Origin of the sequence: Aquisalinus flavus (assembly GCF_014640095.1) — a bacterium.
GTDB lineage: Bacteria > Pseudomonadota > Alphaproteobacteria > Caulobacterales > Parvularculaceae > Aquisalinus > Aquisalinus flavus.
On record NZ_BMGH01000001.1, the window covers coordinates 2119539 to 2134724 of the forward strand.

The 15186-nt window shown below is 61.8% G+C and carries 15 protein-coding genes; 7 read left to right on the forward strand and 8 right to left on the reverse strand.

All coding sequences use genetic code 11. From position 1 onward, the window contains the following. Positions 1 to 159: 159 nt before the first annotated feature. A complete protein-coding gene (gene argS / locus IEV88_RS09750) occupies positions 160 to 1941 on the reverse strand; it encodes an arginine--tRNA ligase (protein WP_188158629.1) in 1782 nt (593 codons plus the stop codon). A 43-nt stretch (positions 1942 to 1984) separates the two neighbouring features. Further along, complete coding sequence (locus IEV88_RS09755; RefSeq protein WP_188158628.1) at positions 1985 to 2557, reverse strand: hypothetical protein; 573 nt, start codon at positions 2555 to 2557, stop codon at positions 1985 to 1987. A gap of 148 nt (positions 2558 to 2705) precedes the next feature. Here IEV88_RS09755 and ispH point away from each other — a divergent pair, with 148 nt between their 5' ends. The 3 genes from ispH to rnhA are packed head-to-tail and all read left to right on the forward strand — an operon-like array spanning position 2706 to position 5060. Continuing rightward, positions 2706 to 3656 carry a 4-hydroxy-3-methylbut-2-enyl diphosphate reductase gene (gene ispH / locus IEV88_RS09760; RefSeq protein ID WP_188158627.1) on the forward strand — a complete coding sequence of 317 codons (951 nt, stop codon included), beginning with the start codon at positions 2706 to 2708 and terminating at the stop codon, positions 3654 to 3656. 8 nt (positions 3657 to 3664) lie between these two features. Beyond that, on the forward strand, positions 3665 to 4639 hold the full coding sequence (gene thrB / locus IEV88_RS09765; protein WP_188158626.1) for a homoserine kinase: 975 nt from the start codon (positions 3665 to 3667) through the stop codon (positions 4637 to 4639). Further along, positions 4623 to 5060: a ribonuclease HI gene (gene rnhA, locus IEV88_RS09770; RefSeq protein ID WP_188158625.1), complete on the forward strand. Its 438-nt coding sequence runs from the start codon at positions 4623 to 4625 to the stop codon at positions 5058 to 5060. Before thrB ends, rnhA begins: the two co-directional genes overlap by 17 nt. 21 nt (positions 5061 to 5081) lie before the next feature. On the opposite strand, the gene IEV88_RS09775 is transcribed toward rnhA, so the two are convergent. Then, positions 5082 to 5519 (reverse strand): hypothetical protein, encoded by a 438-nt coding sequence (locus tag IEV88_RS09775; RefSeq protein ID WP_188158624.1) that lies wholly within the window; start codon positions 5517 to 5519, stop codon positions 5082 to 5084. Positions 5520 to 5710: 191 nt separating this feature from the next. Between IEV88_RS09775 and IEV88_RS09780 the strand changes: the two genes are divergently transcribed. Continuing rightward, positions 5711 to 6289 carry a hypothetical protein gene (locus IEV88_RS09780; RefSeq protein ID WP_188158623.1) on the forward strand — a complete coding sequence of 193 codons (579 nt, stop codon included), beginning with the start codon at positions 5711 to 5713 and terminating at the stop codon, positions 6287 to 6289. A gap of 6 nt (positions 6290 to 6295) precedes the next feature. Here IEV88_RS09780 and IEV88_RS09785 read toward each other — a convergent pair whose 3' ends face one another. The 3 genes from IEV88_RS09785 to IEV88_RS09795 form a co-directional block, all read right to left on the reverse strand. Beyond that, complete coding sequence (locus IEV88_RS09785) at positions 6296 to 7141, reverse strand: inositol monophosphatase family protein (RefSeq protein WP_188158622.1); 846 nt, start codon at positions 7139 to 7141, stop codon at positions 6296 to 6298. 190 nt (positions 7142 to 7331) lie between these two features. Beyond that, positions 7332 to 7739 (reverse strand): helix-turn-helix domain-containing protein, encoded by a 408-nt coding sequence (locus IEV88_RS09790; RefSeq protein ID WP_188158621.1) that lies wholly within the window; start codon positions 7737 to 7739, stop codon positions 7332 to 7334. 211 nt (positions 7740 to 7950) lie between these two features. Continuing rightward, positions 7951 to 8475, reverse strand: a complete 525-nt coding sequence (locus IEV88_RS09795) for a 2'-5' RNA ligase family protein (protein ID WP_188158620.1) — start codon at positions 8473 to 8475, stop codon at positions 7951 to 7953. Positions 8476 to 8644: 169 nt separating this feature from the next. Between IEV88_RS09795 and katG the strand changes: the two genes are divergently transcribed. Continuing rightward, on the forward strand, positions 8645 to 10867 hold the full coding sequence (katG, locus tag IEV88_RS09800; protein ID WP_188158619.1) for a catalase/peroxidase HPI: 2223 nt from the start codon (positions 8645 to 8647) through the stop codon (positions 10865 to 10867). A gap of 121 nt (positions 10868 to 10988) precedes the next feature. On the opposite strand, the gene IEV88_RS09805 is transcribed toward katG, so the two are convergent. Next, positions 10989 to 12146: an endo-1,4-beta-xylanase gene (locus IEV88_RS09805; RefSeq protein WP_188158618.1), complete on the reverse strand. Its 1158-nt coding sequence runs from the start codon at positions 12144 to 12146 to the stop codon at positions 10989 to 10991. Between the two features lie 206 nt (positions 12147 to 12352). Here IEV88_RS09805 and IEV88_RS09810 point away from each other — a divergent pair, with 206 nt between their 5' ends. Continuing rightward, positions 12353 to 13291: an alpha/beta hydrolase gene (locus tag IEV88_RS09810; RefSeq protein WP_188158617.1), complete on the forward strand. Its 939-nt coding sequence runs from the start codon at positions 12353 to 12355 to the stop codon at positions 13289 to 13291. A gap of 65 nt (positions 13292 to 13356) precedes the next feature. Here the strand turns inward: IEV88_RS09810 and IEV88_RS09815 are convergent, their stop codons facing one another. Continuing rightward, complete coding sequence (locus tag IEV88_RS09815) at positions 13357 to 13992, reverse strand: SDR family oxidoreductase (RefSeq protein ID WP_188158616.1); 636 nt, start codon at positions 13990 to 13992, stop codon at positions 13357 to 13359. Between the two features lie 140 nt (positions 13993 to 14132). Between IEV88_RS09815 and IEV88_RS09820 the strand changes: the two genes are divergently transcribed. Continuing rightward, positions 14133 to 15179: a serine hydrolase domain-containing protein gene (locus tag IEV88_RS09820; RefSeq protein ID WP_188158615.1), complete on the forward strand. Its 1047-nt coding sequence runs from the start codon at positions 14133 to 14135 to the stop codon at positions 15177 to 15179. Positions 15180 to 15186: the final 7 nt, after the last annotated feature.

The following is a 15186-nucleotide window of genomic DNA, read 5'->3' on the forward strand; positions in this document are numbered from 1 at the left end:
ACAATCCTGGAACATTGCTGTCACAAATGCTGCAACGCGTCACACCTGTCAGGTGTTGTTGAAAAATTACCACACCGTTAAGGCAGCGCTCTATTGCCGCTAGCGCAACATTTGCGCCTGCACTCGGAGGAAAGTCGCGAAATCGCGCACAATATGCGCCTACATCCGGTCCGGCACCGCTATGCCGAGGGTACCCAAAACGAGTTCCAGCTGCTCGCCGGTTGTCCGCGCCAGAACCTGTCTCGAGGCCTTCACGGCGGGTTCCGGCTCGTCGGCAATTCTGCAATTGGTGTAGAATTTCGAGAAGCTCTGCGCCAGCCGCCAGGCATGGTCGCACAGGATATGCGGCATGCGCTTTTCATAGGCCTGGCGCATGGCATCGGGAAAGGCTGCGAGCGACAGGACAAGGTCGCGCTCGGCATCCTGCGTGATCATCACGGCACTGCCCTGCTCTGCCATGCCGGCGCGCTCCAGCACCGATTTGATGCGAACTGCCGCATACAGAATATAAGGACCGGTCTTGCCCTCGAATGACAGGAATTTGTCTATGTCGAAGATGTAGTTCGTGGTCCGTGGATTCGACAGATCGGCAAACTTCAATGCAGCCATGCCGACCTTCGCGGCGATATCGGCAAGTTCCTCTTTCGAATAACCGCGCTCTGAAAGCGAGGTGTCGACCCGGTCGACAGCACCGGTTTTCATCTGGTCGAGTAGAACACGCAGCGGCAGGGCATCGCCCTCGCGCGTTTTATAGGGCTTGTCGTCGGGTCCGTTGATCGTGCCGAACCCCTGATGCTCCAGCCTGTCTTCGGGAAAAAGCCCCATCAGATCGGACGCCCGGAACACCTGTTCGAAATGCTGCGACTGGCGCGCATCGACGACATAGATGATCCGGTCCGGATTGATAGACTGCTTGCGATCCCAGATCGTGCCGAGATCCGTCGAGCCATAAAGCACCGAGCCGTCCTGAGAGATCATGATCAGCGGCGGGATTTTCTTCGAATCGCCCTCTCGCGCGACACGGATGATCCGTGCACCTTCGCTTTCCTCAAGCAGGTCCTTGCTCTCCAGCAATTCGACCAGCGGCTGGATGAAGGGCTGGGCATCGGACTCGCCCTTCCACAGGTCGAAGGTCACGCCGAGATCGTCATATTCGCGCTTGAGCCCGGCATGGGACACACTCACGAAATGCCGCCACAAGGCGATATAGCCGGGCCGTCCGGCCTGTAGCTCGGCGGTAATGCGCCGCGCTTCCTCATTCTTGGCCGTATCGGCCTTGCAGGCGGCCGACGCTTGCGGATAGAGCCGCGCGAGGTCGTCAAGCGCGACCGGGCTTTCCGCCGGATAGGGGCCGGTGATATCCTTGTCGAAATAGGGCAGATCCGGCATTTCATCGCGCACGGCCATGATCAGCTGGCCCATCTGCTTGCCCCAGTCACCAAGATGAATATCCCCGGTGACATCGTCGCCGGCCAGCCGCATCAGCCGCTTCAGCGCCTCGCCGATGATCGCGGCGCGCAGATGCCCGACATGCAGCGGCTTGGCGACATTCGGCCCGCCATAATCAATGACGATGGTCTCCGGCGTGTCCTTGGCCCAGGCGCCGGACCGCGCATCGCCAGCCACGAGCGCGGCAAATCCGGCGAGATAGTCGTCGGTCAGGGTCAGGTTGATGAAGCCCGGCCCGGCGAGGGAGACATCCGCGAAGATATCCTCATCGCGCAGGCGTGCGGCGACCGCCTCGCCGATGGCGCGGGGATTGGTCCCACTGCCTTTTTCCCGGGCCTGCTTTGCGGCGGCCAGAGCACCATTGCACTGGAACTGGGCAAGGTCCGGCCGGTCCGAGGCCTGGACCCGCCCGAATGCGATATCGAGCCCCTCGGCTTCAAACGCCTGTCCGGCGATGGCCGACAGGCGTTCTGCGAGCGATAAAACTGCCATGTGTCTTGAAGCCGGCGCAGAGCCGACCCTCTGGGTGACGTTGTTAGTCGAGATCCGGGAATTTCAGGCTCTGGCCCGAGCGGTTATAGAGCACCTGCTCGCGGGTCAGGGCGAGACCGACGACAATCTCGAAATTGGTGCCGGAGGTCGAGGAATCCTTGCGCGGAATCACGATCGACCCGACCGTGTCGGAAAGGGTTGCCGTTGCGCTGTCGCCGCGGAAACGCACCGGCAGCGTGAATTCTTCCTTGGCGATGACATCGCGGTCCATCCGTGTCACCGCCACGAAATAGGATACATCCATGGTGTTGGCAGTGGCCTGGGGACCCCGGCCAAAGGCGAAATCAACCTCGACGGCGGCCTCGATCGGTGCGTCATCGTAATAACGGCAGGTCGTCTGCACGTTGGTGATCTCGGCGGTATAGGCGACATTTTCCAGCGTCGGCTCGCCGCTGAACTGGACCATGCGGCCGGCATCCTGCAGCACGATCACGTTCGGGCACGGCGCCGGGTTCTCCTTGTTCGCGGAATCGCGCCAGTCGGCCAGTGACGAGCAGCCGGTAAGGAAGGCGGCGAGAGCGAGGGTTCCTGTGCAAATCTTGATCAGTCTTGTCATCTACTTCCCGTCCCGTGCGGCAGGACGCTGGCGACCCGCCGGTTGTGGAGCGCGACCGCAAAAACGGCCATTGCCTCATGCTTTACAAACATGGTTGGTAACCGCTTATAAGGTATGGTGCAACGGAATTTCCTGTTAGGGTCTGGCGATGAAAAAACAGCCGCTTAAAGTCTTGCTCGCCGCGCCGCGCGGTTTCTGCGCGGGCGTCGACCGCGCGATCGAGATCGTCGAGAAGGCGCTGGAGAAATACGGCGCCCCGGTCTATGTACGCCACGAGATCGTCCATAACGAGACCGTCGTCAGCCGCCTGCGCGATATGGGCGCCGTCTTCGTCGAGGAACTGGACGAGGCACCGGACGACCGTCCGATCATCTTCTCTGCCCATGGCGTGCCGAAATCCGTGCCCAGCGAAGCCCAGCGCCGCAACATGATCTGGCTCGATGCCACCTGCCCGCTCGTCTCCAAGGTCCATATCGAAACCGAACGCCACCATAGCCAGGGCCTGGAAGTGCTGCTGATCGGTCACGCTGGCCATCCCGAGGTTGTCGGCACGTTGGGGCAACTGCCAGAGGGCGCGATCACCCTGATCGAGACAGAGGAAGATGCCGAGACGTTCGTACCGCGCGATGCGACCCGCCTCGCCTATGCGACGCAGACGACCCTGTCCGTCGATGATACCGCCTCCATCGTCGCCATCCTAAAGCGCCGCTTCCCGGACATCCGCCTGCCGCACAAGGACGATATCTGCTATGCGACCACCAACCGCCAGGACGCGGTGAAAGCGATCGCCGAGAAGTCCGACGCGCTGATCGTCGTCGGCTCGCAGACCTCCTCAAACTCAAAGCGCCTCGTCGAGGTCGGCGAGCGCCATGGCTGCCGCTTCTCGGTCCTGACCGACAGCGCCGAGCATCTCGACTGGGAGGCCCTCGCCGCCGCGCAGCCGGAAACCGTCGGACTGACCGCCGGGGCCTCGGCGCCGGAAAGCCTTGTCCAGGGCATCGTCACCGCCCTGCGGGAGCGCTATGACGTGACCGTCGAGGAAGTGACCACCGCCCGCGAAAACGTCACATTCAAACTGCCCCGCGCGCTCGCCTCCTGATCTCTGCCATGGCTGTCTACACCAAAGTCTCCGACACGCAGCTGGCGCATTTTCTCAGCGCCTATGATGTCGGCATGCCGCGCACCTTCAAGGGAATCGCCGAGGGCGTGGAGAACTCCAATTTCTACCTCGAAACCGACCGCGACCGGTTCATCCTGACGCTGTACGAGAAGCGGGTGAACGCCGACGAGCTGCCGTTCTTCCTCTCGCTCATGCAGTATCTTGTTGCCGCGGGGCTGCCGACAGCGGCGCCGATCGCCGACCGCAAGGGCGAGACGCTGAAGGCGCTGAACGGCCGCCCGGCGGCGCTGATCCAGTTCGTCACCGGCGTGTCGAAGGATGCGCCGGACGAGGAAGACTGCGCTGCCCTCGGCATGATGCTGGCGCGCCTGCACAAGGCAACCGCCGGGTTTGGCGGCAACCGGAAGAACAACCTCTCGGTCGAGGGCTGGAAAGCGCTGGTCGCGCGTTGCGCCGGCCGGGCAGATGAGTGCGCCGATGGCCTCGATACGTTCATCAACGAGGAGGTGGCAGCACTTGCGCGGGCATGGCCCGCTGGCGACGCCCTGCCCCGCGGGGTCATCCATGCCGACCTGTTCCCTGACAATGTCCTGTTCACCGGCCACGAGATCACCGGCATTATCGACTTCTATTTCGCGTGTACTGACTTTTACGCCTATGACCTTTCCGTCTGCCTGAATAGCTGGTGCTTCGATGCGAGACGGAAATTTATCCCCGGCCATGCAAGAGCGATGATAAATGCCTATGAGGCCGAACGCCGATTGAGCGATGTTGAAAAGAAGAGCTTACCGCTGCTCGCGCGCGGTGCTTCATTGCGCTTCCTGCTGACGCGCCTCTATGACTGGCTGAACCAGGAACCCAATGCGCTCGTAACCGTTAAGGACCCGCTTGAATATGCCGAGAAGTCGCGCTTCTTCCGTTCCGATGAGCTCAGAGAACTCCTCCATGACAAAAACAGTTGAGGTTTACACGGACGGTGCCTGCTCCGGCAATCCCGGCCCCGGCGGCTGGGGCGTTTTGCTGATACAGGGTGACCGCGACAAGGAATTGTGCGGCGGAGAGAAGGCCACCACGAATAACCGCATGGAAATGCAGGCAGCCATCGAGGCGATGAAGGCCGTCAAGCCCGGCTGGAAGATCATCCTGCATACCGACAGCCAGTACCTGAAAAACGGACTGACCCAGTGGATCCATGGCTGGAAACGCAATGGCTGGAAGACCGCTGCGAAAAAGCCGGTCAAGAATCAGGATCTGTGGATCGAGCTCGACGCGCTATGCGCAGAACGGGACATCAGCTGGAAATGGGTCAAGGGCCATGCCGGCGACCCTGGCAATGAACGCGCCGATGCCCTCGCCAATCAGGGCATGGCATCCGTACGCTGACGGATGCCATGAACAGGAAATCTATTTGAAGTCCCTCGCCGCCTTGCCTGACAGCCAGATCAGGAAGAGCGTGATGAGGAGGACCAGTGCCGGCATGATGAAAGTCCCTGACCCGGAGACTTCCTGCATTCTTGCGACGGCAAAAGTGTAGTAATCACTGACAAGCAGGGCGACAAGCGAGATGATGAAAAGGATGCGCGCAAGGCCGCTTTTCATCAGCAGGAAGATCGAGCCGAGCAATCCACCGAAGACAGCGACGGCAAACGCCGCCAGAGCCCAGCCCGGATAGTCCGCATAGATAGCCTGCTGTTCTGGCGGCAGGGCCGCCATTACGTCTGCACTGTTCAGGATCATGATGGTTCCGCCAAACGCAAGCAGTCCAAGAAGATTCCACAGAAGCGCCAAGACGGCCACGACCCAGAACCAGACCGGTGCTTTCTTTACAGTTGTTTCTGACATTGTTTCCCTCCTTATGATCCGCCTCGCGGTGGCGGTGCCAGCCTCTCCCTGAAGCTTGGTAGATCAACAATCTATCACTGTCCTGATTTGTCGTCCATAACGTGAGGACGGCATGTCCCGCATAACCGGGAACCGTCTTCACGGAATAATCGTTTCAGAAGAAATAGAATAGCAGAAGCATGGAGAGAGACATGCCTCAAAAGTATTTGCCGCTAAGCCTGATCGTATCGATGAGCATGGTGGCGCTGGTTGCCGCCTGCGGCAACAATGAGGGCGAAACGACGCTGGAAAGCGCGCGCGAGGCCGAACAGACTCTGGAGAACGAGAGCGCGATTGACAACACGCCGGACAATATCCCCGCTGGGGACAGCCTGCTGACCGGGGATTACTCCGAGGGCGAATGGGTCTACAAGGCGGGGGATCCGGCTGCGCTATACGGCCGACCAAGCACCGACGCCATCTTCTCGCTGTGGTGCGATACGGAATCCAACGAACTCATCGTCCAGAGGGCCGCGGAAGTCAGCAATGCCGAAACGGCGGAGATAACGATCATTACGCCTCTTGGCAGCCGCAAATATTATGTGCAGTCTACGGACGGCCCCATGCCGCTGGTCACGACCGGCATTGCCCTTGAGGACATGTTCGTGGACGATATAGCCCAGGCCGCCCGGCTCGCAGTATCGGGCCCTGAGGGGTCGGAGATCCTGCGCATGCCCGGGGGGCCTGAAGTCAACCGGCTGGTCGAAGCCTGCCGCCGCTCGACCTATTAGGGACCGCTAGACCTCGCGCAATTTTTCTAGCGCGCTGTCCAGCAGGTCACGGCTGGCTGCCGCCACGAGGCGCCCGCGCTGGCCGCCATCCTCAATCTGCCGCTCCCAGTCGCCGGCGACAGGTTCGCCGTTCCAGTCGGTGACGACACCGCCGGCCTGTTCGATCACCGGCACGAGGGCGGCCGCATCGTAGCGCTGCAGACCTGCCTCGATGACGAGATCGAGATGACCTGCTGCCAACAGCGCATAGGCGCAGGCATCGAGACCGAAACGGGTTACACGGACTCTCTCGGACATATCAATGAAGGCGTCGGCCTCTGCGGCGGTAAAGCACTCCCCCGCCCGCGGATCCGTCGTCGACAGCCGCGCCCGGGACAATTGCGTTTCGCCGGAAACAGCGATCCGCCATTTGTCCTGGCCGGAGACGAGACAGGCACCGCCGGCGCCGCCAATATACATTTCCCCAGGCCAGGGCAGGTCGATCACGCCGACCTTCTGACGGCCATCGACCTCCAGTGCAATCAGGGTGGTCCAGCTTGGCACGCCGCAGATGAAGGCGCGGGTGCCGTCGACGGGGTCCAGCACCCAGCGGAACGGCCCATCGCTTTCCTTCTCGCCAAACTCCTCGCCAAGAATGCCGTGGCCGGGATAGCGCCTTTCGATCAGGGAGCGGATAACCTTCTCCGCTTCGCGGTCGGCTTCCGTCACCGGGTCGAACGCGTCGCCCGTCTCCTGCGCCAGCTTGTTGTCGATCGCGAGGCCCTGGCGGAAACGCGGCATGGTCTCTACGCGGGCACGCAGGGCGAGCTCGCGCGCAAAGGCGGTGTATTCGTCAAAATCGGCGTCATTCATGGCTTCAGGGGTAGCCGCATTTTCACGGGGAGACCAGCGGGAAACGAAATAACGCGGCACCCCGGAGAGAGCACCGCGTTATCCCGAATACCGCCAGACAGATGAGGAGACAGACAAGCGAGTTGCCGTGGCGGTCTCATCGCGGCGGGTAATACGCACCCGACCGCAATTCCGTGGAACCAGCCGAACGTCAGGCTGCGCCCGCGAGCGTCTTGGCAAGGTCCAGAAGACGCCTGCGCGGCTCTTCGGACAGGCCGTAATAGGCCCGCACGAGGTCGATGGTTTCCTTTTCGGAAAGCACTTCCGGCTCGATCGAGGCTGGCTGTTCCTCGCCCGTGCCCCCGCCTGCACCATGCGCATAGGCGCCGTTCGGCTTGGTATGCGACAGATCGTCGAAGAAATAGGAAACCGACACTTCCAGCGCATTGGCCAGCGCCCACAGGCGCGATGCCGACACACGGTTTGCGCCGCTTTCGTATTTCTGGATCTGCTGAAACTTGATCCCCACCGCTTCCGCGAGCCGTTGTTGCGTCATGCCAAGGAGACAACGACGCTGACGCAGCCTCTGGCCGACATGCAAGTCAATCGGATGTGCCATAACTCAACTACCTTTCTCAACATCCGGCGCGAGCCGGACCTGCCACCATTGCCCTGCGAGAGACTGCCAGACTGCCGGGCCGGTCACTCGCCTTCGAAGGGAATAATACAAGGGGCGTGCCGTTTGTGGTGTGCACGCATCGGGAAAGCTGGTGCCCGTCCTGCTTGCATCGGCGCAATCCCGCATGATTGCTGGCAAAAGCAAGGTTTTGTTAACCCTGCAGGGGCAGCACGCCAATGGGCGACCACGACCCGCCACGGTAATGCCAGAGCTGGATCGCCTCGATCGTGGCGCCAAACGGCGCAAAGTCCTGTTCCAGAATGGCACGGGTACCTTTCGCTTGTGCCGGAGAAACCTTGTTCTGGATTGTCACGTGCGGCCGGAAGCCCTGGCGGTCCTGTTTGACCAGCATACCGTCGAAATGCTGTACCATGCGGCCGCGCAACGATTTCAGCTCTTCGGAGACGAGCCGATAGGCGACGCCGCGGCCAAGGGACATCAGCTCCGCTACACGCACCTCAACCGGAGGCTGACCCCCGATCACAGCGGCAATGCCTTCCACGACCTCCCTTTCCCGGTCGCCGGGCAGATTGTGGAACAGCGTCAGGTGTGCCGGGACAAAATTCAGCTGCGGCGGGAAGAATTCCTCGCGCCGGCGTTGGAACAGCGCATCGGTCTCGGCATCGAATTGCCCGGTAACAATGATGGGAGGATATTCGTCGGTCATGAGCGTCATATATCGACCGCTCGCAGCAAGCCCACCAGGGCTGGCGGACTTTTCTCCCGAGTGTCGCAGTGCGGTATCATTTTCCAAATACACCAGAACAACAAAATCGATTGGAACAATACAGCCTTAAGGCGTACTTTTGGCTGGCAGGGAAGAACACGCAAAGAAGGAGAAAGATATGGACGGCAGTGACAGCACGGGTAAATGCCCATTCGGTGCGGGCGGCGGTATGCATACGAAACATGGCGGACGGTCCAACAGGGACTGGTGGCCTGACCAGCTTAACCTGAGAATCCTGCGCCAGAATTCCGCGCTCAGCGACCCGATGGGATCAGGCTTCAACTATGCGGAAGCCTTCAAGTCCCTCGACCTTGATGCCCTGAAAAAAGATCTCATGGCGCTGATGACCGATAGTCAGGACTGGTGGCCTGCGGACTATGGCCATTATGGCGGCCTGTTCATCCGTATGGCCTGGCACTCCGCCGGCACCTATCGCACAGGCGACGGGCGCGGAGGCGCAGGCACCGGCCAGCAACGATTTGCGCCGCTTAATTCGTGGCCGGACAATGGCAACCTCGACAAGGCCCGTCGCCTTCTGTGGCCGATCAAACAGAAATACGGCAACAAGATTTCCTGGGCCGACCTTTACGTCCTGGCCGGCAATTGCGCCATCGAATCGATGGGTGGACCGGTATTCGGTTTCGGCGGCGGCCGCGCCGACGTCTGGGAACCGGAAGAAGACGTCTACTGGGGTGCCGAGAATGAATGGCTCGCAACCAGCGACCATGAACTCGCCCGTTATTCCGGCGACCGCGAACTGGAAGACCCGCTGGCCGCGGTGCAGATGGGCCTCATTTACGTCAACCCGGAAGGCCCGGATGGCAAGCCGGACCCACTGGCATCCGCCCGCGATATTCGCGATACCTTCGCGCGCATGGCGATGAATGACTACGAGACCGTCGCCCTGACTGCCGGCGGCCACACCTTCGGCAAGACCCACGGCGCAGGCCCGGTTGACAATGTCGGTGCCGAACCGGAAGGCGCACCGATGCAGAACCAGGGCTTCGGCTGGCTCTCCACGTGGAAAAGCGGCAAGGGCCGTGACACCATCACCTCAGGCCTTGAGGGCGCGTGGACGGCAAACCCGACCAAATGGGACATGGGCTATTTCGACGTCCTGTTCAAATATGAATGGGAAGTCTCCCAGAGCCCTGCCGGTGCCTGGCAATGGCAACCGAAAGACCTGAAGGAAGAGGACATGGCACCCGATCCGGAAGATCCGTCCAGGCGCGTGCCGATCATGATGTCTACTGCCGACATGGCCATGCGCATGGATCCGGAATACGAGAAAATCTCTCGCCACTTCCAGCAGAACCCGGATGAATTCGCCGACGCCTTTGCCCGCGCATGGTTCAAGCTGACCCACCGCGACATGGGCCCGAAAGCCCGTTATCTGGGTAAGGACGTTCCTGCGGAAGACCTGCTCTGGCAGGACCCGCTGCCGGATCTCGATCATGCGCTGATCGGTGACGGCGACATCGCTTCGCTGAAATCGAAAATTCTGGACACTGGCCTCAGCGTCTCCGAGCTGGTGTCGACAGCCTGGGCCTCTGCCTCGACCTTCCGCGGGTCGGACAAGCGCGGCGGTGCCAATGGTGCCCGCATCCGCCTCGCCCCGCAAAAAGACTGGGAGGTCAACGAGCCGCAAAAGCTGTCCAACGTGCTATCTGCCCTTGAGGGCATCAAGGCTGACTTCGACAAATCCGCCGGTGGCGACAAGAAAGTCTCCCTTGCCGATTTGATCGTTCTCGGTGGCTGCGCTGCCGTCGAAAAGGCGGCAAAGGATGCAGGGCAAGATGTCAAAGTACCGTTCACTCCGGGCCGCGTGGATGCGACTGACGAGCAGACTGATGTGGACTCGTTTGAGCCGCTGGAGCCGGTCGATGACGGCTTCCGTAACTATCACAAGAAGCGTTACTCCATGTCGCAGGAGGAATTCCTCATCGATCGCGCCCAGCTTCTGACGCTTACCGCGCCGGAAATGACGGTTCTCGTCGGCGGCCTGCGCACGCTGGGTGCCAACTATGCCGGCACGGCCCATGGTGTGTTCACCGACAAGGTCGGCACACTGAGCAATGACTTCTTCGTCAACCTGCTCGATATGAGCACGGAGTGGATACCGGCCGACGAGGACGAACAGACCTTCGAGGGCCGCGACCGCAAGAGCGGCAATGCCAAGTGGACCGCAACGCGCGCCGATCTCGTGTTCGGGTCGAACTCCGAACTGCGCGCCATCGCCGAAGTCTACGCCCAGTCGGACAATGGCGGCAAATTCGTGCAGGACTTTGCCGCTGCCTTTGCCAAGGTGATGGACCTGGACCGGTTCGACCTGCACCGATAAGGCCTCGATCGGCACCCGCAAGAGCAAAGCGGCATCCGGGAAACCGGGTGCCGCGCTGCTGTTTGACCCAGACCATCACAACGATCCGTAAAAATGGCCCCTCACGTGTCTGTTGAGACCGCTATTCGGCCCTACACGGACCGGCTTCTGCCATCACCGCATCGAAGGCCGGCTTTGGCCGGAGGTAACGGTCGAACAGCATCGGGTGGTCCGTGCGCCCGCGGACGGGAAAATTGTTCTTCCAGTTGTCGGCATCCGACACGCCCCAGAAGGTGACACGGCTGACAAAATCCCGCCGGGCGACCAGCTCGCGGAAAAACGCCGCATATTGGTCTGCCTGGGCCTGCGCGATATCGTCCGGCAAGCCCGCGGTATACGGGTCGAGCTCTTGCCGGTTCTCCGCGGCAGCTGAAATGTCAGCCCCGACTTCCAGGGTCTCCGGCCAGGGCAGAACAGTGACATCCATCTCGGTAATCATCACCTTCAGACCTAATGCGCCATAGGCATCCAAGGCTGCCGTGAAATCCTCCACTGACGGGCGATCGAGCCCGAAATGGCCCTGCATGCCGATGCCGTGAATGGGCACGCCTCTATCCTGCAGGTCCTTCACCATGGCAACGACCGCATCGCGTTTACCGGGAAGGTACATATTATAATCGTTATAATAAAGCTCAGCCTGCGGATCAGCCTCATGGGCCATCTCGAACACGGTCGCGACATAGTCCTCGCCCAGAATCCGCCGCCACGGGCTGTCACGCCACGAGCCATCGTCAAGGATCGCCTCGTTCAGCACGTCCCAGCCATGGATGCGGCCCGAATAACGCCCTGCGACTTTTTCCATGTGCTGTTCCAGCCGTTCCAGCAGCGTATCCCTGTCGACAGACTGGCCGCGCCAGTTTTCGAAGACCCAATCCGGCGTCTGCGAGTGCCAGACCAGAGTATGGCCGATAACCGCCATATCGTTGGCCTCGGCGTAATCGACCAGCGCATCGGCGATGCCGAAGTGATAGTCGCCCTTGGACGGGTTTATCCGGCCCCATTTCATTGCGTTCTCTGCGGTCACGGCATTGAACTGGCTAGCCGCGAAATCGAGCACGCCTGGCACCTCGTCCATGATGAACCAGCGGTTCATCGCCGTGCCGACGAGGAAACAGCCGTCGAAGGCTTCCTTAAGCGCGGCGGGATTTGTCGCGGGTGCCGCGTTTTCCTGAGCGAAGGCAGGCCCGCAGGTGATAAGCAATGAGGCGGACGCCGCCAGGCTGCACAGTACTTGTTTCATCAGTCCAATCCCGTATCCACGCTTCACTCGCAAATTGTCATTTGCCCATGCCACCAATCAACGGGCCCCGCAAGAATATCGCATCGCCCTGCAATCCTTTGCAAGATAGCGCTAACGGAATCCGGCTTGACCCGCCCATGGGACGGGTGTCTCCTTTTCGCTGAAAAGCAGAAACGGCAAAACCGTCATCACAAGGGAGATATCGCATGTTCTTTTCTATCGAAAGGCCTGCATTGGGTGCAGCCGCCACTCTAGTCGCCATTTTCATCGCGGGGACAACTCTTCCCGCTGCAGCGCAGGAAATGACGCCGATGGAGGCGCCGGACGAGCCCAACGCCATTCCGCTCAACACCGGCGGTGTCGAGGACCAGCCGGCCAGCGAAAGCTGGTTCGAGCAGTGGGGTGACCCGATGGCCCGCAACATCACCGAAGCGACGCTGACGCCGTTCCTGCCGGACCCCGACAAGGCCAATGGTGCCGCTGTTCTCGTCGCGCCCGGTGGCGGCTTCATGTGGCTGTCGATGGGTAATGAGGGCTGGGAAGTGGCAGAGGCGCTGAACGAACAGGGCATCGCCGCCTTCGTGCTGAAATACCGCCTGCAGCCGACCCCTGATGCGCTGGAGGCATTCGACCGCGAAATCATGAACCGGCCGCGCCCGGCACCGGGTGAGGAGGGCGAGGCTCCTGCCCCGCGGCCGCGCTGGGATCTGTCGAACCAGCTGGAAGACGCCGAAGCGGCGTGGCAGATGATCGACGACAATGCCGATGAGTGGGGCGTCGACATGGACCGGCTCGGCATGATGGGCTTTTCCGCCGGTGCCGGCCTGACCATGCATGTGACGATGAACTCCGATGTCGCCAGGCCCGCCTTCATCGCGCCGATCTATGGCGGCATGGGCGCGGTCGAGGTGCCGGACGATGCCCCGCCGCTGTTTGTCGCGATTGCGACGGACGACTTCCTCTATGAGGGCGATACCGGCCTGATCAAGTCCTGGTACGAGGCCGGCAAGCCGGTGGAAATGCACCTGTTCCAGAATGGCGGCCATGGCTTCGGCCTCGGCAATCCGGACCGGACCTCGAATATCTGGTTCACCAACTACATCCACTGGCTGGATGTGAACGGCTTCCTTGAGGCTGCCGAATAGGCCGCAGCACTGACCGCAGGCAACCAACCGCCGCATCCCGTCCGGATGCGGCGGTTTTTTTCAGCTTAGCGGAGCGTTGCCAGCGCCTCGCCCACCGGCATACCGCGACCGGCAATTTCGAACACGACCTTGCCCGGTGTCTTCGCCGTAGCGCATTCGGCCAGAACGGCGGCGACATCGTCGCGCGAGATCTTCTTGCCGTCGACATGGTCCGTCGACAGCTCGATCTCACCCGTGCCGTAATCGTCGGTCAGGCTGACCGGACGGACGATAACATAGTTGAGGCCGCTGGCGATGAGATGGTCGTCGGCGGCGCGCTTTGCCTTGAGGTAGTGCTGCATGGCGTCGGGCCCGCTGTCCGGGTCGTCGGTACCGACGGAGCTGAGCATGACGAAGCGCTTGACGCCGGCCTGCTCGCTGCGATCGACCAGCGCCATGGCGCCATCGCGGTCGACCTTGTCGGTCATCTCCGCGCTGGTGTCACCGCCGGAACCGGCGGCGAAAATGACGGCATCGACGCCCTTTGCCACGTCTTCGGGCAGGTCGGTGAGGTCCGCCTGGCGGGTTTCGCAGCCCGCCGGCAGGGCCGACGTATCGGACGTCTCGCGCACCAGGGCGATCGGCTCGTGGCCCGCCTCGGCAAGCTGGTTGGTCAGGCGGGTACCGGTATTGCCGGTCGCGCCGGCGATGAGAATGCGCATGGGGAACTCCTTTGAGACTTCGTGATTGTCACCCCGCCAACGGCAGCGGGGTACAAGCCGTTCCTTCACAGGCCAGCGAGGCAGGGCCGCCTGTGCACGTTTTAAGTCGCCAAACGGCGTCTGCCGCCCATTTATATCCCATGCTCCACTCTCTCGCCGCCGCCTGCACCGCTCTGTTCGCCCTGTTCGCTTCGGTCGCGATTGCCCTGCCGCTGCAGGATAAGGCGCCGGTCGAAACCGCCGCGACGCACAATCAGCGCGACACGTCGCTCGATGCGGTGATGGACAAGGCCGCCGAGCTGCCGCAGCTCAACGCCATGATCGTCGGGCGCGATGGCGACATCCTCGCCGAGCGGGTTTATGACGGCCCCGGCCTCGACACGCCGGTCAACATCAAGAGCGCGTCGAAATCGCTGATCTCGGCGCTGGCCGGTATCGCCATCGAGCGCGGCGACATCGACAGCGTCGACACGGCGCTTGCCGACATTCTCACCGTGCCGGTCAGCGCCGACGAGCAGGTCGACACCATCACCATCGAGGATTTGCTGACCATGCGCGCCGGCCTGTCCTCGACCTCGGGCCGCAATTACGGCGCCTGGGTCGTCAGCGACAACTGGGTCACCCATGCCCTGACCCGCGACATGGAAGCCGAGCCCGGCGGGCCGATGATCTATTCGACCGGCACCTCGCATCTCCTGTCGGCCGCGCTGACGCAGGCGACGGGCCGCTCGACGCTGGCCCTGTTCCGCGACTGGCTGGGCGAGCCGCTGGGCATCTCCTTCCCGCCCTGGACCCGCGATCCGCAGGGCATCTATATGGGCGGCAACAACATGGCGCTCAGCCCCCGCGCCCTGTTCCGCCTCGGCGAGCTGTATCGCCAGGACGGCATGTGGGACGGCGAGCGTGTGCTGCCGGCAGGCTGGGTAGAGGCGAGCTGGACGCCGCGCGTCACCTCGCCCTGGTCCGGCGGGTCCTATGGCTATGGCTGGTGGATCGCGCGGGCGGGCGGCCATGATGTCTATTACGCCTGGGGCTATGGCGGGCAGATGGTGTATGTCGTACCCGGACTGTCGCTGACCGTGGTGATGACCTCCGACCCGAATGCGCGCAGCGTCGACGGCCATATCCAGTCGCTGCACAGCCTCGTTGCAAGGGAGCTGATCCCGGCGGTCGCAGCGGGGATGTGAGCAAGGC

Coding starts and splice junctions, on each gene's coding strand:
- IEV88_RS09790 (WP_188158621.1), bottom strand. CDS start 7,739: ATGGCACATCCGATTGACTTGCATGTCGGCCAGAGGCTGCGTCAGCGT.
- IEV88_RS09820 (WP_188158615.1), top strand. CDS start 14,133: ATGCTCCACTCTCTCGCCGCCGCCTGCACCGCTCTGTTCGCCCTGTTC.
- IEV88_RS09810 (WP_188158617.1), top strand. CDS start 12,353: ATGTTCTTTTCTATCGAAAGGCCTGCATTGGGTGCAGCCGCCACTCTA.
- IEV88_RS09805 (WP_188158618.1), bottom strand. CDS start 12,146: ATGAAACAAGTACTGTGCAGCCTGGCGGCGTCCGCCTCATTGCTTATC.
- katG (WP_188158619.1), top strand. CDS start 8,645: ATGGACGGCAGTGACAGCACGGGTAAATGCCCATTCGGTGCGGGCGGC.
- IEV88_RS09785 (WP_188158622.1), bottom strand. CDS start 7,141: ATGAATGACGCCGATTTTGACGAATACACCGCCTTTGCGCGCGAGCTC.
- IEV88_RS09780 (WP_188158623.1), top strand. CDS start 5,711: ATGCCTCAAAAGTATTTGCCGCTAAGCCTGATCGTATCGATGAGCATG.
- thrB (WP_188158626.1), top strand. CDS start 3,665: ATGGCTGTCTACACCAAAGTCTCCGACACGCAGCTGGCGCATTTTCTC.
- ispH (WP_188158627.1), top strand. CDS start 2,706: ATGAAAAAACAGCCGCTTAAAGTCTTGCTCGCCGCGCCGCGCGGTTTC.
- IEV88_RS09815 (WP_188158616.1), bottom strand. CDS start 13,992: ATGCGCATTCTCATCGCCGGCGCGACCGGCAATACCGGTACCCGCCTG.
- IEV88_RS09755 (WP_188158628.1), bottom strand. CDS start 2,557: ATGACAAGACTGATCAAGATTTGCACAGGAACCCTCGCTCTCGCCGCC.
- IEV88_RS09795 (WP_188158620.1), bottom strand. CDS start 8,475: ATGACGCTCATGACCGACGAATATCCTCCCATCATTGTTACCGGGCAA.
- argS (WP_188158629.1), bottom strand. CDS start 1,941: ATGGCAGTTTTATCGCTCGCAGAACGCCTGTCGGCCATCGCCGGACAG.
- IEV88_RS09775 (WP_188158624.1), bottom strand. CDS start 5,519: ATGTCAGAAACAACTGTAAAGAAAGCACCGGTCTGGTTCTGGGTCGTG.
- rnhA (WP_188158625.1), top strand. CDS start 4,623: ATGACAAAAACAGTTGAGGTTTACACGGACGGTGCCTGCTCCGGCAAT.